Origin of the sequence: Actinoplanes sp. HUAS TT8 (assembly GCF_051380535.1) — a bacterium.
Lineage (GTDB): Bacteria > Actinomycetota > Actinomycetes > Mycobacteriales > Micromonosporaceae > Actinoplanes.
Genome location: NZ_CP195646.1, coordinates 5775745 through 5795087 on the forward strand (window position 1 = coordinate 5775745; position 19343 = coordinate 5795087).

At 71.0% G+C, this 19343-nt stretch carries 20 protein-coding genes; 8 read left to right on the forward strand and 12 right to left on the reverse strand.

Annotated elements, in window-relative coordinates:
• The first annotated feature begins 4 nt into the window (after positions 1–4).
• The 4 genes from ACSHV8_RS25870 (at position 5) to ACSHV8_RS25885 (ending at position 4483) form a co-directional block, all read left to right on the forward strand.
• Positions 5–991 carry an ABC transporter ATP-binding protein gene (locus ACSHV8_RS25870; protein ID WP_436536598.1) on the forward strand — a complete coding sequence of 329 codons (987 nt, stop codon included), beginning with the start codon at positions 5–7 and terminating at the stop codon, positions 989–991.
• A complete protein-coding gene (locus ACSHV8_RS25875) occupies positions 988–2088 on the forward strand; it encodes an ABC transporter ATP-binding protein (RefSeq protein ID WP_436536600.1) in 1101 nt (366 codons plus the stop codon). Before ACSHV8_RS25870 ends, ACSHV8_RS25875 begins: the two co-directional genes overlap by 4 nt.
• A gap of 729 nt (positions 2089–2817) precedes the next feature.
• Positions 2818–3843 (forward strand): serine/threonine protein kinase, encoded by a 1026-nt coding sequence (locus ACSHV8_RS25880; RefSeq protein ID WP_436536602.1) that lies wholly within the window; start codon positions 2818–2820, stop codon positions 3841–3843.
• A gap of 301 nt (positions 3844–4144) precedes the next feature.
• The gene (locus tag ACSHV8_RS25885; RefSeq protein ID WP_014689763.1) at positions 4145–4483 is read left to right on the forward strand and encodes an RNA polymerase-binding protein RbpA; all 339 of its coding nucleotides are present in this window, start codon (positions 4145–4147) and stop codon (positions 4481–4483) included.
• A 135-nt stretch (positions 4484–4618) separates the two neighbouring features.
• Here the strand turns inward: ACSHV8_RS25885 and ACSHV8_RS25890 are convergent, their stop codons facing one another.
• The 4 genes from ACSHV8_RS25890 to ACSHV8_RS25905 all read right to left on the reverse strand — a co-directional run bounded on the left by ACSHV8_RS25890 (position 4619) and on the right by ACSHV8_RS25905 (position 9768).
• Positions 4619–5140 (reverse strand): FxsA family protein, encoded by a 522-nt coding sequence (locus ACSHV8_RS25890; protein ID WP_436536605.1) that lies wholly within the window; start codon positions 5138–5140, stop codon positions 4619–4621.
• 161 nt (positions 5141–5301) lie between these two features.
• The gene (locus ACSHV8_RS25895; protein ID WP_436536607.1) at positions 5302–6090 is read right to left on the reverse strand and encodes a polyprenol monophosphomannose synthase; all 789 of its coding nucleotides are present in this window, start codon (positions 6088–6090) and stop codon (positions 5302–5304) included.
• Positions 6087–7703, reverse strand: coding sequence for an apolipoprotein N-acyltransferase (gene lnt / locus ACSHV8_RS25900; RefSeq protein ID WP_436536905.1), 1617 nt, complete (start codon positions 7701–7703; stop codon positions 6087–6089). Before lnt ends, ACSHV8_RS25895 begins: the two co-directional genes overlap by 4 nt.
• A gap of 529 nt (positions 7704–8232) precedes the next feature.
• Positions 8233–9768, reverse strand: a complete 1536-nt coding sequence (locus ACSHV8_RS25905) for an amidohydrolase (protein WP_436536609.1) — start codon at positions 9766–9768, stop codon at positions 8233–8235.
• Between the two features lie 173 nt (positions 9769–9941).
• On the opposite strand from ACSHV8_RS25905, the gene ACSHV8_RS25910 reads away from it, so the two are divergent.
• Complete coding sequence (locus tag ACSHV8_RS25910; protein ID WP_436536611.1) at positions 9942–11297, forward strand: KamA family radical SAM protein; 1356 nt, start codon at positions 9942–9944, stop codon at positions 11295–11297.
• A 102-nt stretch (positions 11298–11399) separates the two neighbouring features.
• On the opposite strand, the gene ACSHV8_RS25915 is transcribed toward ACSHV8_RS25910, so the two are convergent.
• Positions 11400–11591, reverse strand: coding sequence for a CsbD family protein (locus ACSHV8_RS25915; protein ID WP_436536613.1), 192 nt, complete (start codon positions 11589–11591; stop codon positions 11400–11402).
• Positions 11592–11727: 136 nt separating this feature from the next.
• Between ACSHV8_RS25915 and ACSHV8_RS25920 the strand changes: the two genes are divergently transcribed.
• Positions 11728–12456 carry a class I SAM-dependent methyltransferase gene (locus tag ACSHV8_RS25920; RefSeq protein WP_436536615.1) on the forward strand — a complete coding sequence of 243 codons (729 nt, stop codon included), beginning with the start codon at positions 11728–11730 and terminating at the stop codon, positions 12454–12456.
• A 33-nt stretch (positions 12457–12489) separates the two neighbouring features.
• Here the strand turns inward: ACSHV8_RS25920 and ACSHV8_RS25925 are convergent, their stop codons facing one another.
• Complete coding sequence (locus ACSHV8_RS25925; RefSeq protein WP_436536617.1) at positions 12490–12774, reverse strand: putative quinol monooxygenase; 285 nt, start codon at positions 12772–12774, stop codon at positions 12490–12492.
• Between the two features lie 27 nt (positions 12775–12801).
• Here ACSHV8_RS25925 and ACSHV8_RS25930 point away from each other — a divergent pair, with 27 nt between their 5' ends.
• Positions 12802–13659 (forward strand): arylamine N-acetyltransferase family protein, encoded by an 858-nt coding sequence (locus tag ACSHV8_RS25930; protein ID WP_436536619.1) that lies wholly within the window; start codon positions 12802–12804, stop codon positions 13657–13659.
• A 276-nt stretch (positions 13660–13935) separates the two neighbouring features.
• The gene (locus tag ACSHV8_RS25935; RefSeq protein ID WP_436536621.1) at positions 13936–14421 is read left to right on the forward strand and encodes a hemerythrin domain-containing protein; all 486 of its coding nucleotides are present in this window, start codon (positions 13936–13938) and stop codon (positions 14419–14421) included.
• Here the strand turns inward: ACSHV8_RS25935 and ACSHV8_RS25940 are convergent.
• From ACSHV8_RS25940 to ACSHV8_RS25965, 6 genes are all read right to left on the reverse strand, one after another.
• Positions 14408–14860 (reverse strand): hypothetical protein, encoded by a 453-nt coding sequence (locus ACSHV8_RS25940; protein WP_436536623.1) that lies wholly within the window; start codon positions 14858–14860, stop codon positions 14408–14410. The genes ACSHV8_RS25935 and ACSHV8_RS25940 overlap by 14 nt on opposite strands.
• Before the next feature lie 143 nt (positions 14861–15003).
• Entirely contained in the window at positions 15004–15897 is an 894-nt protein-coding gene (locus ACSHV8_RS25945; RefSeq protein ID WP_436536625.1) for an aminoglycoside phosphotransferase family protein, read from the reverse strand.
• A 117-nt stretch (positions 15898–16014) separates the two neighbouring features.
• Positions 16015–16812, reverse strand: coding sequence for an alpha/beta hydrolase (locus tag ACSHV8_RS25950; RefSeq protein WP_436536627.1), 798 nt, complete (start codon positions 16810–16812; stop codon positions 16015–16017).
• 67 nt (positions 16813–16879) lie between these two features.
• Positions 16880–17452, reverse strand: a complete 573-nt coding sequence (locus tag ACSHV8_RS25955) for a maleylpyruvate isomerase N-terminal domain-containing protein (protein WP_436536629.1) — start codon at positions 17450–17452, stop codon at positions 16880–16882.
• Positions 17453–17542: 90 nt separating this feature from the next.
• Positions 17543–18004 carry an Lrp/AsnC family transcriptional regulator gene (locus tag ACSHV8_RS25960; protein WP_436536631.1) on the reverse strand — a complete coding sequence of 154 codons (462 nt, stop codon included), beginning with the start codon at positions 18002–18004 and terminating at the stop codon, positions 17543–17545.
• A gap of 35 nt (positions 18005–18039) precedes the next feature.
• Positions 18040–19179, reverse strand: coding sequence for an acyl-CoA dehydrogenase family protein (locus tag ACSHV8_RS25965; protein ID WP_436536633.1), 1140 nt, complete (start codon positions 19177–19179; stop codon positions 18040–18042).
• Between the last annotated feature and the right edge of the window lie 164 nt (positions 19180–19343).

Genomic DNA, 19343 nt, shown 5'->3' on the forward strand with positions numbered 1-19343 from the left:
GGACATGGCTCTGCTCGACGTACGTGACCTGTCGGTCGTCTTCCACCGCCGCGGCTCCGAACCGTTCACCGCGGTCGACGGCGTCGGCTTCACCGTGGAACCCGGCCAGACGGTCGGGCTGGTCGGCGAGTCCGGCTGCGGCAAGTCGGTGACCAGCCTGGCCATCATGGGCCTGCTGCCGCGCCGCGGCAACCGGGTCACCGGCGAGGTCCTGTTCGAGGACACCGACCTGCTCAAGCTGCGCCCGCAGGACCTGCGGGACCGCCGCGGACGCGACATCGGCATGATCTTCCAGGATCCGCTGTCCTCGCTGAACCCGGTCATCCCACTCGGCCTGCAGGTGGCCGAGGTCCTGGAACGCCACCAGGGCAAGACCCGGCAGGCGGCGCTGCGCCAGGCCCGGGAACTGCTCGACGCGGTCGGCATCCCGGACCCGAACCGGCGGCTCAAGGAGTTCCCGCACCAACTCTCCGGCGGCATGCGGCAGCGGGCGCTGATCGCCATCGCGCTGGCCTGCAAACCGCGCCTGCTGATCGCCGACGAGCCGACCACCGCGCTCGACGTGACCATCCAGGCGCAGATCCTGGCCCTGCTCAAGGACCTGGTCGACCGGTCCGGCACCGCCCTGGTGATGATCACCCATGACCTGGGGGTGGTGGCCGGGCTGTGCGACACGGTCAACGTGCTCTACGCCGGCAAGGTCGTCGAGCGGGCCGAGCGACACGACCTGTTCGCCGATCCCCGGCACCCGTACACCCATGGGCTGCTGCAGTCGGTGCCGCGGCTCGACGTCGATCGCGGCGGGCGCCTGCACCAGATCCGCGGCTCGGTCAGCGACAACATTCCGTGGCCGGAGGGCTGCGCGTTCGCGCCGCGCTGCGATCGGGTGGTCGACGACTGCATCGGCGCGACCGTGCCCCTGGAGCCGACCCGCCGCCGCGACGGCGCGCTGCGGTGCACGAACCCCGTACCGCTGGAGGTGCCCGCGTGAGCGACGCGTTGGTGGAGATCGACGACCTCAAGGTCCACTTCCCGATCAAGAGCGGACTTCTCTTCGACCGTACGGTCGGGCACGTCTACGCCGTCGACGGCGTGTCCCTGACCATCAAGCGGGGCGAGACCTACGGCCTGGTCGGCGAGTCCGGCTGCGGCAAGTCGACGCTCGGCCGCGGCCTGCTGCGCCTGGTCGAACCGACCGACGGCAAAATCGTCTTCGACGGTACGGACGTGCGCGCGCTCAAGGGCGAACAGATGCGGCTGTTCCGCCGGCGCATCCAGATGGTCTTCCAGGACCCGTTGTCCAGCCTCGATCCCCGGCAGTCGGTCGAGTCCCTGCTCGTCGAAGGTCTCAAGGCGCACGATCTGCACAAGGACAAGGCTTCGGTACGGGATCGGCTGCGTTCCGCCCTGGACGCGGTCGGGCTGCCCGCGTCGTCGCTGAACAAGTACCCGCACGAGTTCTCCGGCGGCCAGCGCCAGCGCATCGGCATCGCCCGCGCCCTCGTGCTCGGGCCCGAACTGATCGTGGCCGACGAACCGGTCTCCGCCCTCGACGTGTCCATCCAGGCGCAGGTGGTCAACCTGCTCGGCGACCTGCAGGACACACTCGGCCTGACCTACCTGGTGATCGCCCACGACCTGGCCGTCGTCCGGCACATCTCGGACACGATCGGCGTCATGTACCTGGGCGCGCTGGTCGAGGAGGCCGACGCCGGCCGGCTGTACGAGCGGCCGCTGCACCCGTACACCCGGGCGCTGCTGTCGGCCGTGCCGATCCCCGACCCGTACACCGAGGACCGGCGCGAACGGATCCTGCTCGCCGGCGACCTGCCCTCACCGGCCAACCCACCGAGCGGCTGCCGATTCCGCACCCGCTGCCCGTGGGCCCAGGACCGCTGCGCCGAGGACCGCCCGCAGCTGCGCGTCTTCGACGACACCGGCCAGAAGGTCGCCTGCCACTTCGCCGAACAGATCCTCTCCGGAGACCTCAAGATGCACGAGGTCCGCACCGAACTCGTCGACCCTTCCGCCGACACCCCGCCCGACATCGGCGCCGGCCTCATCCAAACCCGAACCGACCTCCCCTGACCCCCGGCACTCCCGCTCACCCCTCCAAACAGCCGCGAGCCCCAGCCGCCAGCCGCGCACAGCCCCCAGCTGGCACTCACGGTCGCCCCGGGCCCTCCGAACAGCCGTGAGCACCAGCCGGCCAGCCGGGCACCGGCCCAGCTGGCGCTGACGGTCGCCTCACGCCCTTCCAGACGACCATGAGCACCAGCCGACAGCCGCGCGCAGGCCCAGCTGGTGCTCACGGTCGCCCCACGCCCCTCCCGGCGACCGTGAGCACCAGCTGGCTGCCGGGACCGGCAGCGCTGGACCGGCCAGAACCATTGGTCGCCGGCGAGAACCTGCCCCCGAATGCTGAACCCGGCATGGGTTGAGCGGCATCACCACGCATTGCGCCCGCCGACGTCGAGAGGCCCGAAAACGGCTAGCGGAGCGAGGGCGTTTTCGGGCCTCTCGACGTCGGCCGCCCAGGGCGCAATGCCCGCGAGCCGGAGGCGACGCCGGTAAGCACAGCCCGCGAGCCGGAGGCGAAGCCGGTAAGCACAGCGTGGTGACGCGGGGAAGATCGTTGGGCGGCATAGGGTGGTGGGTGCTATGACGATGCAGGACCAGAACGCCGCTGAGGCGATCGAAACTCGACCCTGCGCCCATTGCGGGCGCCCCGTGCCGCAGCGTGTGTCCGCCGGCCGGCCGTTCCGGTATTGCCGGGACAACGACGGTGAGTGCCAGCGGGCCTCCCGTAACGTGCGGATGCGGCATCGGTCCTCGCCCGGCCTGGCCGGTTCGGTGGCCCGCACCTGGGAGGTGGTGGATCGCCTCGATCAGATGGTGGGCACGCTGACCGAGGCGTTGCATTCGGAGATGTCGCCGGCCGGGGTGGAGCGGCAGGTCGCCGAGGTTCGGGCGGAGACGTCGTCGGCGGTGGCGGCCGCGCACGCGGAGCGGGACGATGCGCGCCGGGATGCCGAGCAGGCGGCTACGGCGACGGCGGCGGCGCAGCAGATCGCCATGGCCGCGACCGCGGAGCGCGACGAGGCGCGGGTGCGGGCGACCGAGGCGACACGGGCGGCCGAGGAGGCCGGTAAGCGCGAGCAGGAGGCGATCAAGGCGCGCGACGAGGCGGTGAAGGCGGCGACCGCCGCGGCCGCGCTGCGCGAACGCGCCGAGACCGAACGGGACGCCTCGGCCGAGGATCTGACGGCGGCCCGGCGCGAGGTCCAGGAGACGAAGAGCCAGCGCGACGTCGCCGAACGCGATCTGGCGTCGGCTCTCAAGGACCACAACGATTTCCGGCGTACGGCGGAGCAGGCGGCCGTCCGCGCGGAGGAGTCCCTCACGGCCGCCCGGGCCGACGCGGACGCCACCCGGCTGGCCGCCGAGCAGGCCGATGCCCGGGCGAAGGCGGCCGAGCGGGCCACCGCCGAGGCGGTCACGCGCGCCGAGCAGGTCGCCGCGGACGCGGTCACGCGGGTGGACAAGGCTGTCGCGGAGACGGCCGGGGTGCGGCAGGAGCTGGCCGCGGCGGTGTCGGAGCTGGCGGGGTTGCGGGGCACGGCCGCGGATCTCGACCGTACGCGCAAAGATCTTGATCGTGCCGTTGACGACCGGGCCGATCTGGAGCGGCGTCTGGTGGCGGCGCGGGCCGATGCGGACGCCGCCCATCAGCGTGTGGCTCAGCTCACCGGCCAGGTCAGCGATCTGGCGTCGGCGCTGGCCGCGCTCGGTACGGCCCGGCCGCCGGTGGCTCCCGCGCAGGCGGCTCCGGCCGACAGTTGACCTCATGGCCGTCCGTCACCGAATGATCACCGTGGGATCCGGGTAAAGAGGCGGTGAACGTCCGAGTGACCGACATCGCACCACCCGTAGATGTGTCAAAGGGTCGTAAACTGGACCAAGGTCCACTTCACGACCGTTCAATTTGCAGGGTAAGGTCGCTGGCCGGTTACGCTCATAGCGTTACATCGCCTTTACCGGGCGGGTAAAAGACCGATAGAACACTCGGCGGGCGCAGGAATCCGGCGACCGTCCCTTTCGTTACACCAACGAGAGCAGCACCACGAGCGAGGGGAAGCCGATCATGGGCGAACGCATGCTGCGCGGCAGCCGTCTAGGCGCAGTCAGCTACGAGTCCGACCGTAACACCGAGCTGGCACCCCGACAGACCCGTGAGTACCTGTGCGTCAAGGGTCACCAGTTCGAGGTTCCGTTCGCCGTCGACGCCGAGGTGCCGACCACCTGGGAGTGCAAGTTCGACGGCAGCGTGGCCCGTCTGGTCGACGGCAGCGAGCCGGAGCAGAAGAAGGCGAAGCCGCCGCGCACCCACTGGGACATGCTCCTGGAGCGGCGTTCGATCGCCGAGCTCGAGGACATCCTCAACGAGCGCCTGCAGGAAGTCCGCACCCGCCGAGGCCGCTGACCACTCCACCCACACACGCGGAAGGGCCGTCCCCCAGGCTGGGGACGGCCCTTCCGCGTGCTGGCCGGGCGGTCATCTCCCGGTCGTGAAACCCAGCGAGCGCCGGATCACGGGATCCGGCGCTCGTCACATCTCTCAGCGGACGATTTCGCCCTCGATGGCGGCGGCCGGCTGGCGCTGGGCCGGGGTGTCTCCGTCGACGACCGAGGAGTCGACCACGGTCGGGTCGTCGACGCGGACGCGGACCTTGCGGGGGCCGAACAGGTCGCCGGTCACCCCGCCGCCGAGGCGGCGCGAAGCGAAGCGTTCGACGCCGCGGCGGGCCAGGCCACGGCCCGGGGGCAGCAGCAGGAGCAGGCCGACGACGCCGGTGACGAAGCCGGGCAGTGCCAGCAGCAGCGCGCCGCCGAGGCCGACGAGGGAGTTGGTCACCTCGGTGCCGGGCGGGCGGGCGGACGCGGCAGCCTGCTGGAAGGCCCGCCAGCCGCGGATGCCCTCGCGGCGCAGCAGCGAGAAACCGGTCAGGGTGATCGCGGCGAGCAGCAGAAACGCCCAGCCCGCCCCGATCAGGTGCGCCACCGTGAGGAACGCCGAGATCTCGGCGACCGCGAGCAGCGGGAAGACGAAGGGAAGGTAGGCCATCCGGCTACGGCGCATTATGAGCCTCCGAGTTCATGCGTACTTCCCCAGCATGACACCGGAACCTGCGACCTGCCTGTGTGCCCGCTGAGGCCGCCGTCACGCCGGCGACGGGCGGCGCCCGGACGACGGAACGCCGGCGCCGGAACCCCGCGGGGCCCGGCAGCCGGCGTCGCGCGTCACGGCCAGGTCTGCTCCTGCTTCGGCTTGCGGCCGATCAGGTTGAGCAGCGACTCCTTGCGGGCCTGAGCGCCCCACACGGTGACCCGCAGCAGCTGCTCCTTGAAGATGTTGCCGCTCATCTTGCTCACGCCGTGCTCGCGCTCGGTGAACGTGATCGGCACCTCGACCATCCGGAACCCGCCCCGGTAGGCCCGCCAGGCCAGCTCCACCTGGAACGAATATCCGGTCGAGGCGACCGACGAGACGTCGATGGCGTCGAGAACGGTCATCCGGTACGCCCGGTACCCACCGGTCGCGTCCCGGAACGGCATGCCCAGCGCCATCCGGATGTAGATGTTGCCGCCGCGCGAGAGCAGCAGCCGGCGCATCGGCCAGTTGTGCACGCTGCCGCCGGGGATGTACCGGGTGCCGAGGACCGCGTCGACGCCGCCGAGCGCGTCGAGCATCTTCGGCAGTTCCTCGGGGGCGTGCGAGCCGTCCGCGTCCATCTCGACGACCGCGTCGTAGCCCTTGTCCTTGGCCCAGGCGAAACCGGCCTTGTAGGCCGCGCCGAGCCCCTCCTTGCCCTGCCGGTGCAGGACGAAGATGTGGTCGTCGGCCAGAGCCAGCTCGTCGGCGATCGCGCCGGTGCCGTCAGGAGAGTTGTCGTCGGCCACCAGGATGTCGACGTCCGGAACCGCCGCGCGCACCCGCCCCGTGATGAGGCGCACGTTGTCGGCCTCGTTGTACGTGGGGATGATCACGAGGACCCGCCCCACTCCCGGGTAGCCTTCCGCCTCGCTCAACTTTCTGCCCCGCTCTCGTCGCCGTTGCTGTCAATTACCCGCCGACGACGTAGAGGAACGGCGCCGGCCAGGGCGATCACGGTCAAGCCGACCGCAGCCGCCTCGGGCCAGATGCCCGAACGAGTCGCTAGCGTACGCGTACCTCCGGTGGCCATTTTATGCACCACCACCCCCGCCGTGTTGAACGCCGTCGCGCCGTGCACGCCGCCGCTGGTATCCACGAACGCCGACACCCCGACCGTCGACACCATCAGCGAGTCCAGGCCGTGCTCGACGGCCCGCAGGCGCACCATGGCCAGCTGCTGGCGGGCCTCACCCTCGTCGAAGGTGGCGTTGTTGGTCTGCACGGTGAGGATCTGGGCGCCCTTCTCCACGGTGTCACGAACGATGCCGTCGTAGGCCACCTCGAAGCAGATCACGTCGCCGAGCGTCAGCGGGCCGGTGTCGATGACCCCGGCATGGTCGCCGGCCAGCATGTTGCGGACCAGGTCGGCCTTGTCGCTGACCATGCGCGCGATCGAGCGCAGCGGCATGTACTCGGCGAACGGGACCGGGTGCTGCTTGATGTAGGTCTGGGTCAGGTCGGGACCGGTGACCGGCATCCAGAGCAGGCCCGCGTTCTTGATGTCGTTCGGATTGTCGGTGCGCAGCACGGCACCGACCAGGATCGGCACGCCGATCTCGCGGGCGGCCTCGGAGATCTCGTCGGAGGCGTCCTGGTTGCGCAGCGGGTCGATGTCGCTGGAGTTCTCCGGCCAGATCACCAGGTCCGGTTTCGGCTGCTTCCCGGCGGCGACGTCGGTGGCCAGCTGTTTGGTGGCGTTGACGTGGTTGTCCAGCACGGCACGGCGCTGGGCGTTGAAGTCCAGCCCGAGGCGGGGCACGTTGCCCTGCACGATCGCGACCGTGTAACTCGGGCCGCTCGGGGCGGTCAGCGGCACCGCGGCCGGCGCGCCGATCAGCGCGGCGGCGGTGGCGGCGAACCCGGCGACCGGCAGCAGGCCCGGGCGGCGCCAGTCGCGCCAGGCCAGCGCGACCAGGGCGCCCCCGGCAGCGGCGACCGCGAACGTGACCAGGGGCGCGCCGCCCCAGGCGGCCAGGCGCAGCGCGGGTGCGTCGCCCTGGCTGAACGCGAGCCGCCCCCACGGGAACCCGCCGAACGGGGCCCGGTCGCGCAGCGCCTCGTCGGCCACCCAGAGCACACCGGCCAGCAGCGGCCACAGCGCCCGGCGCCGGTCGATCAGCGGGGACAGCCAGGCCGCGGCCAGCCCGGCCAGGCCGAGCACGGCCGCCTCGGCGGTCGACAGCAGCGCCCAGGGCAGCCAGCCGGCGGCGATCCGGGTCCACTCCAGCAGTGGGTAGAACAGGACGACACCGGCCAGGAAGCCGAGGCCGAAACCGGCCCGCAGGCGCCGCCGGTGCGTGGCCGCGGCCAGCAGCGCGACCCCGGCCGGGGCCAGCCACCACAGGTCGTACGGCGGCAGGGCCAGCAGCAGCGCCAGGCCCGCGGCCACCGCGAGGGCCACGGCCACCGGCAGCCGCAGCGGGGCGGGCCCGGCCGGGCGCGCGGCGGCGGGGCCGGGCTCGGCGAGCTCCGGCGGCGGCATCGTCATTTCCACGCCAGGCAGGCTACCTGCCCGCATGCGGCATTCCGGTCGAGCGGTCGGCCGCAATCTCGTACCGGCCGGATGGGAAACGGCTGAGGACTGGCGGAGGGGCGCGGCGTCCAGCGGCCGCGCCCCTCGGGGTGCTTCTCTCCCGTTCCCGGCCGGTTCGCCGGACGGCGTCGCGCTGACCTTCGGACCGACGCGTCACGGGCTGGCTGCCCGCGCCGTGCCGTTGTCTACTGGCCAGGCTCGGCTCGTCCCGGTTTCCGGTGGTGCGACCCGGTCCGCGCCGCCCGCGCACCCGAACCCCCTGGACCTGGCTGAACGCGCGACCCCTGCGGGAACGGCACTGCGGCCAGTGGGTAAGGGAACGAAGCGGATCACAGTCGCTTGCCGTGAAACAGGACCTGAAGACGGTACGTCCGGACGGGGGCGGTCTGTCAACCGGGTGGTACCCGTTCCGGCGTGTCGCGTCCTCCGGCGTGTCCGCCGACGGGGCCCTTCGATCCCGTACGCGAGCAATCGTCTCTTGATCTTAATTCTCGAAGATCGTGTCGCCGTGCAGGACCGTGCGCCGGCAGATCGGCCGCTCGGGAACAACGCCGTCGATGTCCGCGAGCAGCGCGGGCAGGCCATCGACCACGCCGCCGGGGGTGTCCCAGGTGGCGAACGTGGCCGACGCGCCCGGCGCGAGGACACCGACCCGGCTGACCCCGGCCGCCCGCCAACCACCCCGGCTGCCGGCCGCGAACGCCGCCCGCACCTTCATCCGGTAGACCGGGTTGCGCGGCGCGGCGGCGGCCACCACCATCGCCCACGGGTCGAGCGCGGTCACCGGCGCGTCCGAGCCGAAGGCCAGGGCCACCCCGGTCGCGTGCATCGCCCCGATCGGGTTGCTGGTCAGCGCCCGGTCGACGCCGAGGCGCTGCGCGTACATCCGGTCGTTGCCGCCCCACAGCGCGTCGAAGACCGGCTGCACCGAGGCGGTCACCCCGAACTCGACCATCCGCGCGATCATCGCCTTGTCGATCAGCTCGACGTGCTCGATGCGGTGGTTGCCCTCGCGCAGCTTGTCCACGCCGACCTGCTTGGCGGCGATCGCGAACCCGTCCAGGACGGTGTCGATGGCGGCGTCACCGATCGCGTGGAAACCGCCCTGGAAACCGATCCGGATGCAGTCGAGCAGGTGCTCGCCGACCTGCTCGGCGGTCAGGAACGCCTCACCGCAGCCGTGCTCGCCGTCGTGGTAGGCCGAGCGCAGCGACGCCGTGCGCGACCCCAGCGCACCGTCGGCGTACAGGTCGCCGGCCGCGCCGGTCGCCCCCAGCTCGCGGGCCTTCTCGGCGCCGCCCAGCTCACCCCAGTAGCCGAACACCTGCGGCAACCCCTGCGCGGACAGCGCCAGCACGGACTGGAAGTCGGCCTCGCTGGACGTGCCCGGCCCGCCGCACTCGTGGATCGCCGCGATGCCCATCGACGCCGCCCGGCTCAGCGCGGTGCGCTGCGCCGCCGTCCGCTGCTCGGGCGTCAGCGAGCCCAGCGCGACCGCCCGGACCGCGTGGTGCGCGTGCTCGCGCACCCAGCCCGACGGGTGATAGCCCTCGACGCCCTCGGCGGTCGGCAGCAGCGCCGAACTGACCAGGGCGGAGTGCACCGACGCCTGCGACAGGTACACCTTGCGGCCGGCGGCGGCCCGGTCCAGCTCGGCCGCGGTCGGCGGCGTCTGGTCGGTCCAGGTCGACTCGTCCCACCCGTGCCCGTGCACCACACCGTCGGCCGGGCGCGTCGCCGCGAACGCGGCCACCGCGTCCAGCAGCGCGCCGGCCGACCCCACACCCGACAGGTCCAGGCCGTCGAAGGCCAGGCCGGTGTCGGTGGCGTGCAGGTGCGCGTCGACGAAGGCCGGCGTGACCAGTGTGCCGTCCAGGTCGACGGTGCGGTCGGCGGCCGGGACGTCGGCGGTGTCGCCCAGCCACTCGATGGTGCCGCCCCGGACCAGCATCGCGGTGGCGCGAGGTTCGGCGGCGGAGTAGAAGCGACCGTTGGTGTAGCGGACCAGGGGAAGAGTCATGCGGCCAGTCTCCCGCAGTCCCAGCGCTACCGACATCAACAGCTCCCCCACGTTAAACACTTGCCTCCAGGAACCTCTTCACCGTAAATCTTTCGCATCCTGGGTTTCTAGACCGAAGATTATCCCGTACGTTGTGGGCCTGAACAGATCTTCAGTTCTCCAGGGAGGACGCAGTGTCCGAGCAGCCTTACGAGTACCAGCGGCGCGAGCTCGTCGAGCCGGACTGGACCCGATTCCCCGGCTGGCGTGACGTGACGCCCGCCCAGTGGCAGTCCGCCCAGTGGCAGCGCGTCAACTGCGTCAAGAACGTCAAGCAGCTGCGCGCCGTGCTCGGCGACCTGGTCGACGAGTCGTTCTACGCCGATCTGGAGGCCGACCAGCAGCGCCTGGCCACCATGTCGATGCTGCTCCCGCCGCAGATGCTCAACACGATGGTGCCGCACGAGGTGCCGGACACGGCCGCGTTCTACGCCGACCCGGTGCGCCGCTACATGCTGCCGGTCGCCACCGACCGTCACCTCGACTGGCCGTCGCACCCCAACGCCAGCCGCGACTCCCTGCACGAGCACGACATGTGGGTCGCCGAGGGCCTCACCCACCGCTACCCGACCAAGGTCCTGGCCGAGCTGCTGTCGACGTGTCCGCAGTACTGCGGCCACTGCACCCGGATGGACCTGGTCGGCAACAGCACACCCACGGTCCCGAAGCTCAAGCTCATCCAGAAGCCGGTGGATCGCTACGCCGCCCACCTCGACTATCTGAAAACCCATCCGGGTGTACGGGACGTGGTCGTCTCCGGCGGCGACGTCGCCAACGTGCCCTGGAAGCAGCTTGAGGCGTACCTGATGGGCCTGCTCGCGGTCCCCACGGTCCGTGACATCCGCCTGGCCACCAAGGCGCTGATGGGCCTGCCCCAGCACTGGCTGCAGGACGACGTCGTCGAGGGCATGCACCGGGTCGCCGTCACCGCGCAGCGCCGCGGCGTCAACCTGGCCGTGCACACCCACGTCAACCACGTGAACTCGCTGACCCCGGCCGTCGCCAGGGCGGCCCGGACGCTGCTCGAGGTCGGCGTGCGCGACGTGCGCAACCAGGGTGTGCTCATGCGCGGGGTCAACGACACCTCGGCCGACCTGCTCGACCTGTGCTTCGGGCTGCAGGGCGAGGCCGGGATCCTGCCGTACTACTTCTACATGTGCGACATGATCCCGAACGCCGAGCACTGGCGGGTGCCGGTCTGGCACGCCCAGCAGCTGCAGCACGACCTGATGGGCTACCTGCCGGGCTACGCGACGCCGCGGATCGTGTGCGACGTGCCGTTCGTCGGCAAGCGCTGGGTGCACATGGTCGCCGAGTACGACCGGGAGCACGGCATCTCGTACTGGACGAAGAACTACCGCACGTCGATCGAGAAGGACGACAGCGAGGCGTTGTCCAAGCTGTACGCGTACTACGACCCGATCGACACGCTGCCCAAGGCCGGCCAGGAATGGTGGCGCAAGCAGCAGCAGGAAGTCGTCGCGGTCTAGTCATCGCGATCCACAGAAAAGGGGCCCCTGGGTGAAGGGGCCCCTTTTTCGTCCTACTAACTCAGCTTTCGTCGTACCGGTTCAGCTTTCGTCATACCGGGTTCAGCTGAAGGCGTCGCGCACGTCGTTGCCGGCGTCCTTGACGTGCTCACCGGCCTGCTTGGCGTGCGCGGCAGCCTCCTGGGCCTGGCCCTCGGCCTGCAGACGCGGGTTGTCGGTCGCGTCGCCGACGGCCTGCTTGGCCTTGCCGGACAGCTCCTCGGCCTTGTTCTTGACCTTGTCGGTGAAGCTCATCAGTCAACCCTCCGTGCTCATCTGTCTCTTTGGGGTGCCTCGATCACAAAGGTTCCCGGACGACGACATTTCGAAACGCTCACTGATCGCACTCGATGTACGGTGCCGCCGGGCCGGGCGGAATATGATCGTCTCCGTGGATGCCTTCTCCGCTGCCGCGGCGTCCTTCGGGGCGGCCGCCGACACCTATGAGCGCGGTCGTCCGCCGTACCCGGAAAGCGCTCTTGATTTTCTTCTCCCCAAGGGTCAGCCGCGCGTGCTCGACCTGGGCGCCGGCACCGGCAAGCTGACCCGGCAGGTCCGGGCCCGCGGCCTGGAGGTCGTCGCGGTCGACCCGTCCGAAGGGATGCTCGGGGAACTGCGCCGGGCCGTGCCGGACGTTGCCGCACACCGGGGCAGCGCCGAGGACATTCCGCTGCCCGACGGGTCCGTGGACGTGGTGCTGGTCGCGCAGGCCTGGCACTGGGTGGACCCGGAACGAGCGGTGCCGGAGATCGCGCGGGTGCTCACCCCCGGCGGGCGCATCGGGCTGATCTGGAACCTGCGCGACGAACGCACCGACTGGGTGCAGCGGCTCGGGACCATCATCGGGCGCGAACAGCTGCGGGAGACGCGGCTGGGGGCGCCGTTCGGGGCGATCAACGCGGCGACGTTCGGGTGGGCGCACACCATGCGGCCCGGAGAACTGCTGGATCTTGTGGCGTCGCGCAGCCGCGTCATCCTGCTGCCGGCCGATGAGCGGGCGGCGGTTCTCGCGCAGGTTCGGCAGTTGACCGCCACCCATCCGGCGCTGCTGGGGCGGGACAGTTATGCGCTGCCCTATCTGACGCAGTGCGCTTACGCCGACCTTGGCGCTTCCGCCTAGCGCGCTTCCTTTCTCACCTCTCTGCGGCTCGCCTCAGGGCGCTTTGATGTCGGAAATAAGGTATTTGCGTACGTCGGCGGAGAGGATCGGGGGCAGGTCCAGCTCCGGGCCGCCGGAGTTACGGAACGCCAAAAGGTCGTCGTCGGACTCCCAACGCTCGTAGACCAGAATCCGGCCCGGCTCCACCGGATCAGGCGCCTGCGTGAAGTCGTGGCAACCCGCGGACGCCCGGGCCAGCCGCGCTACCCCGGCAACGCCGTCCAGGTAGCGGTCGCGATCCTCGGGGTCCACGCGAAGCTCGCCAGCGATGATGATCATGTGGCCTCCGGTGGATAGGGTGTCCGGGTGGACATCGACGGGTATCTGCAGCGGCTCGGGCTCGCGTCGCTGGCGGGGCAGGAACCCAGCGTGCCGGGATTGCACGCGCTGCACACGGCACACGCCGAGCGGATCCCCTACGAATGTCTGGAGATCTGGCTCGGACGACCGACAACGATCGACCCGGACGAGTCCACCCGGCGGATCCTGGCCGGTCGCGGCGGATACTGCTACCACTTGAACGGGGCGTTCTCCGCGCTGCTGGCCGCCCTCGGATACCGGGTCACCAGGCACGTCGGCGGTGTACAGGGAAACGAGTCCCAGCCGGCCGGAGCCAACGCCAACCACCTCGTGCTGACCGTTTCCGACCTCCCCGCCCCGGAGTCGCCGGACGGGTCGTGGCTGGTCGATCTCGGCATGGGCGACGGACTGCACGCGCCGCTGCCCCTGGTCGCCGGGGACTACGAGCAGGGCGGATTCCGGTACACGCTGCGGCCCTCGGCGGCCGAGCCCGGCGGCTGGCGCTTCGACCACGACCCGCGGGGCTCGTTCCTGGGCATGGACTTCCAGGCGTCGACGGCCCCGATGTCGGCCTTCCAGGCCCAGCACGAGCACCTGTCGACGTCCCCGGAATCCGGTTTCGTCCGCGTCGCCACCGCCGCCCGCCGCGACGCCACCGGCGTCGACCTCATCCGGACCCTGGTCCTCACCCGCATCGGCAGCGACCCCCGGCGCACCGAGCTGACCAGCCGCAACGACTACTTCGACGCCATGGCCGACGTCTTCGGCCTGCACTTCACCGACATCAACGCCACCGAGCGGGACGCCCTGTGGGCCCGCCTCTCCGCAGCCCACGAGCAGTGGCTGGCCCAGCAGGCGGCCTGACCTCCCGACCACGAGCAGTGGCTGGCCCCAGCAGGCCGCCCGACCTCCCGACCACGAGCACACGCGACACCGACAGCAGCGACAGCAGCCCACCACCCGGCACGGCGAACTCAGCGGCCAGCCCCGTCTACCGGCGTGCTCGCCGCGGCCGGGCGTTTGTCTCCGCGCCGGGTGATTTGTCTCCGCGCCGGGTGATGTGATCGGATGGCGGCAGCATCGCGTGTCGGCGGCGGACTGCGCCGGGCATGGAGGTGTGGAACCGAAGGGACCGCCCACGTGGCCTCCCCCGCCGGCGACCGAGTCGCCGCCCTCAGCAAGCAGCTCGCCGAAACCCACCAGGAACTGCGCCGCCGCCTCACCGGCCTGCGCACCGGCCGGACCGATCCGGCCGACCTGCGAACCCACTGCCTGGCCTTCTGCCAAGCGCTGACCACCCACCACCAGGGCGAGGACACCGGATTGTTCGCCGCTCTGCTGCGCGAACGCCCCGACCTCAAGCCGACGATCGACAAACTGATCGAGGACCACGGCATGATCACCGGAATCCTCACCCGCGTCACCGAACTCAGCGCGACCGGCAGCCCCCGGCTCGCCTCGGAGTTGGACGGCCTGGCCGCCATCATGGAGTCCCACTTCCGCTACGAGGAACGTTCCCTCGCCGAAGCCCTCGACGCCGGAGTCCCCGACGACGGCTGGTCCACCCCCGTCCTACACCTCACCTCCCCACCCTCCCCCGCCGATCCCCAGGTCACCCACGCGTGACCGCCAGATCCCCCACCGCGTCCGCGTAATAGGTGTCGGACAGGTGCTCCGCGATCGCCCGAATCGTCCACGCACCCGGCGTGACCGCGTCCAACTGCTCCTCGGTCAACGAGTCCAACCGCACCACCCAGATCTGCGCCAGCCTGGTCAACCGGCTGGTCGCCTCGGCCAGATCCTCCTCGGTGAACGCCGCCAGATCCCCCGGCGTGGTGATCGCCGACGCATGCCAGTGATCCGGAATCGTCGGCACCCCGGCCAGCCGCGCCTCCACCTCGGCCAGGTGATCGATCAGGTGATCCGTGATCCGCCGGATCGCCTTGTGCGGTGTATACACCCGGTCGTCCACCGGGATCGGCACCCCGTCCCACCCGGTCCAGCTCCGCGCAAGATCCAGCGCACGAGCAACGGACTCCTCGATCGACCGGCCAGGTTCCCCCATCACGAACACCCCTTTCCGAGTACGGCCTCAGCCCCGCCACGCTAGAGCCGCAACGCTTCGTCACCCGCCGAACCGTCGCGCCACCGGCCTGCCGAGCCGGCCCAGGAATGCCGCGCTCGCACGGGCGGGAACGCTCAGCGGCCTCAACCGGGCGCCAACGCGTCCAGGACCCGTTCGCAGCGGGCCGGATCGGTGGTCAAGCCCCGCTCGTGGCCCCACAACCAGTAGTCGACACACCGCGTGACCACCCAGCCGAGCGCGAGATCGGCGTTCAACCCGGCCACCTCGACCAGGCGGGCGAACAGTCCACGGACCTCCGCCGCCGAGCCCAGCTCGTCGGCGCGCGTCCACATCAGCTCGGGGATCGCGAACTCCGGTGGGCCGTGCAACGGGCGCGGATCCACCGCCAGCCACGGACGACGGGCGCCGGCGAGCACATTGCCGTAGTGCAGATCCGCGTGGACCAGGACGTTCTCACCGGCGCCGGGCAGCTCCACCGCGTACGCGCAAGCCTGGGAAAACCAGCGGCCCGGAACCGGATCGCCCAGCCCGCGCTGCCGCGGAGCCAGGGTTTTCGCGATCTCCGGAAGACCGGGCAGTCCCGGTGGCGGCGGGATCGCCAGGGTGCGGATGAGCCGGCCGGCGACCTCGGCGGCCTGCTCCACCGGCAGCGAATGCAGCGTTCGGGTCGGGTCGAGGCGCTCCAGCAGCAGCGCGCCCGGCTCGGACTCCAGCAGTTCGACCGTGCCGCGACCTCGCCAGGCACGCAGACCGGCCGCCTCCTGCGCGGTCGTCGTGTCCTGCGGCGCGCTCAGCTTCAGGACCAGCGGGCGATCGTCGCGGCTCACCATCAGCACCAGCGCCTGACCGCCGTGCCGGGGCGCGGCGTCGTCCAGGGTCAGGCGCCACCGGTCGAGAAGACGCTCGGCGCGCGACGGCAGGGAGGCGACCCACTCGCGGCCACCGTCCCCGTCCAGATGGGCCCGCCAGTGCGCGAATTGCTCCGGTACGACGATCCGGTTCACATCGGCTGACATGCATCGCACGCTATCCGGGCGAGACCGCCCTCCGCCCCGGTCTTTCGGCCCGGGCCGAAAGTATCGGGCGACCGCCGCACACGATCCCGCGACCGGCCGACAGCCGCCGGGGCCGGATCAGGCCGGGCTCGCCGACGGCCTGCTCAGCTGCGCCGCGACAAAGGCGAAAGCCGCCGGGATCACCGTGCTCCAGTATCCGAAGTTGTGCTCCCCCGGCCCGAAATTCCCGGCCACCGGCTCGCCCGGAAGCTCCCGCCGCAACGCCTGCACGTTCGCGAACAGCGGATCCCCGCGCCCACACCACAGCCCCACCGGCGTACCGGTCAGACGTTCCGCGTCGCGGAACACCGCGTCCCCGGGCACGACCGCCGGCGAGAACGCGGCCACCGCCCGCACGAACCGCGGAAACGCCTCGGCCAGCAGCAACGACCCGTACCCGCCCATCGACCAGCCCCACGCGGCCATCCGCCCGGTGTCATACCCGCGCGCCGCGCACCACGCCGGCAGCTCCTCGTGCACCATGCGCTGCGGATCGTCGCGCTCCCCGGGCTGCCAGGCGAGCCGATCCCCGGTCGCCCCGGCCAGCACGAACGGCGGCGCACCACGATTCACCGCGTCGGTCAGGAAACGGCCCAGCCCGAGCGCCTCGAAGTCGGCCGGACGCTTCGACCCGCCGTGCAGAATCAGACAGACCGGCAGCCCCGAACCGTCGCCGTGCCCGGCCGGAACCGCCGTGTAGAAGTCCACGGTCGTCCCCCGCGCCTTCGAATACCGCAGCTCACAGCGCTCCGGGCCGGGCGGGACGGACGGCACGGCCAGTGGTGTGACGGCGGGGCGGTCGGATCCGTACGCCCAGGCGCCGACCGCCGTCGAGGCCGCCACCACGGCCGCGGCCATCAAGGTACGTCGTCGCACTGTCGTCCGCCCTTCGCTCGTGTCGTGAGGACAACGCGCGCCCGGCGGACCCGTCACGGGTCCGGAATCACTCCAGGGCGGCCCGCAGGGTCCACGAGGTGCGACGGGGGTGTCCGGGCAGGGCGGCCCGGCCGGTGCACCAGAGCAGTGCCGGGACCGGCTCGGCGGCCGGATGGTCCGGGAACAGCCTGGCCAGGACGGCTGCGCAGGCCGCCGGGGACGGAAGCCATCCCGTACCCAATCCCTGATTTATGTCGTAGGTGTGCAGGAGAATCTCGTTGACGCCGAGCACCGCGAAACCGGACGGATCGGTCGGCCCCCAGTGCCAGGCCCGCGATTCCGGTTTCGACGCGCGTAACTGGGCCGCGAGCAGAGCCCCGGCGGCCTCGACGATCAGCAGGATCTCGGCCGGCGTCGCGTCGGGTCGCACCTGCAGGTCAAGAGGCAGATACGCGTCCGGCGCACCGGGGCCGGCGGCCAGCTGCGCCGCGTAGGCGAGCAGGTCGTGGGCGATGTGCGCGGCGGTGTCCCGGCAGCTCCAGGCGAGGTCACCGGCAGGCTGCGTCCAGTCCGCGTCCAGGTGCGGGGTCAGCGCCCGGCGCGCCTCGCCGATCGCCGCTTCCACATCGCCGGCATCCATGCTCGCCAGCTTGCCAGCCCTGGCCGGCCGGGGCACATCCCGTTCGTGCCGTCCTGAACGGCCGGGCCGAAAACGATGCCCTGGTCAGGCTTACTCTTCGCCGGCGGGCGGTGCGATGCGAGGAGGACGATTCTCGTACGGCGTGGAAAGCACCACCGTGGTCCGCGTCGTGACATTCGCCGCGGTACGGATGTCCTGCAGCAGCCGCTCCAGGTCGGCGGGGCTCTTCACCCGCACCAGGAGCATGTAGAAATCCTCGCCCGCCACCGAGTAGCAGGAGTCGATCTCGGTCAGATGCGCCAGCCGCTCGGGCGCGTCGTCCGGCTGGGACGGATCGAACGGGCGAATCGCCACGAACGCCGTCAACGGCAGATTCAAGGCCTCGTACGACACCTTGGCCGTGTAACCGGAGATCACCCCGCGCTGCTCCAGCCGCCGGACACGCTGGTGCACGGCGGACACACTCAGCCCCACCCGCTCGGCCAGGTCCGTGTAGGACAGGCGGCCGTCAACGGTGAGGGCCGACACGATCGCCCGGTCGATCTCTTCCACGCCGGTAAGAGTAACGACCGGGCGAACCGGACACGTCAGCCGGTCAGCGACCGGGCGATCACCATGCGCTGGATCTGGTTCGTGCCCTCGACGATCTGCAGCACCTTGGCCTCACGGAACCAGCGCTCGACCGGGTGATCGGCAACATACCCATACCCCCCGAGCACCTGCACGGCGTCGGTCGTCACGCGCATCGCGGCGTCGGTGGCGAACAGTTTCGCCTTCGCCGCCTCGATCGAGAACGGGCGGCCGGCATCCTTCAGGCGAGCCGCCGTGAGCAGCAGCGCACGGGCCGCCGACACCTGCGTGGCCATGTCGGCGAGCATGAAACCGACACCCTGGAATCGCCCGATCGGCTGACCGAACTGCTCCCGCTCACGGGCGTAGGACACCGCGTACTCCAGGGCCGCCTGGGCCAGGCCGACCGCGCACGCGGCGATCCCGAGACGGCCCGCGTCCAGGGCTTTCATCGCGATGGCGAAACCCTGACCCTCCTCGCCGACGATCCGGTCGTGCGGAATCCGCGCGTTGTCCAGGACGATCTGGGCCGGCGCCGACGAGCGCAGGCCCATCAGCCGCTCCCGCGCCTGCGGCAGCAGACCGGGCGTGTTCGCGTCCGCGATCAGGCAGGAGATCCCCTTCGCGCCGGGTGCGCCGGTGCGGACGAAGATGTTGTAGAAATCGGCGTGGCCGCCGTGCGTGATCCACGCCTTCGTGCCGTTGACCAGCCAATCCTCACCGTCCGGCACCGCGCGGGTGGTCAGGTTGGCCGCGTCGGAACCACCCTGCGGCTCGGAAAGACAGTAGGCGCCGAGCAGTTCGCCGCCGAGCATCTCCGGCAGCGCCTTGCGTTGCCGCTCACTGCCGAACGCGGAGATCGGGAAACACGACAGCGTGTGCACGCTGACCGCCTCGGCGATGCCCAACCAGGTTCCGGCCAGAATCTCCAAAACCTGAAGATAGATTTCGTACGGCTGTCCGGCGCCACCATCACTTTCCTCATACGGCAAACCGAGCAGCCCGGAGCGGCCTATCGTTCGCAGGACCTCCCGCGGGAACTCTCCGCGCGCCTCGAAGTCGTCGACCTTGCCGGCCAGCTCACGGGTGGCAAGCTCACGGGTCAGGTCGAGCAGGTCGTATGCCTCAGGGGTGGGAAGCAGTCGATCCACGGTCACCCCGCCAGCTTAACGCTCGTTCAACTTCCGCGACAGCCAGCCCGCCCCACACCATCCGGATGGCACGCCCCAGCTCGCACAACCCCGGCCGGCAGCACCCCGGCCCGCACGATCCCGGCCCGGATCCCGGGCCGCACGATCCTGCAAAGGGTGCCGGAAGCCGG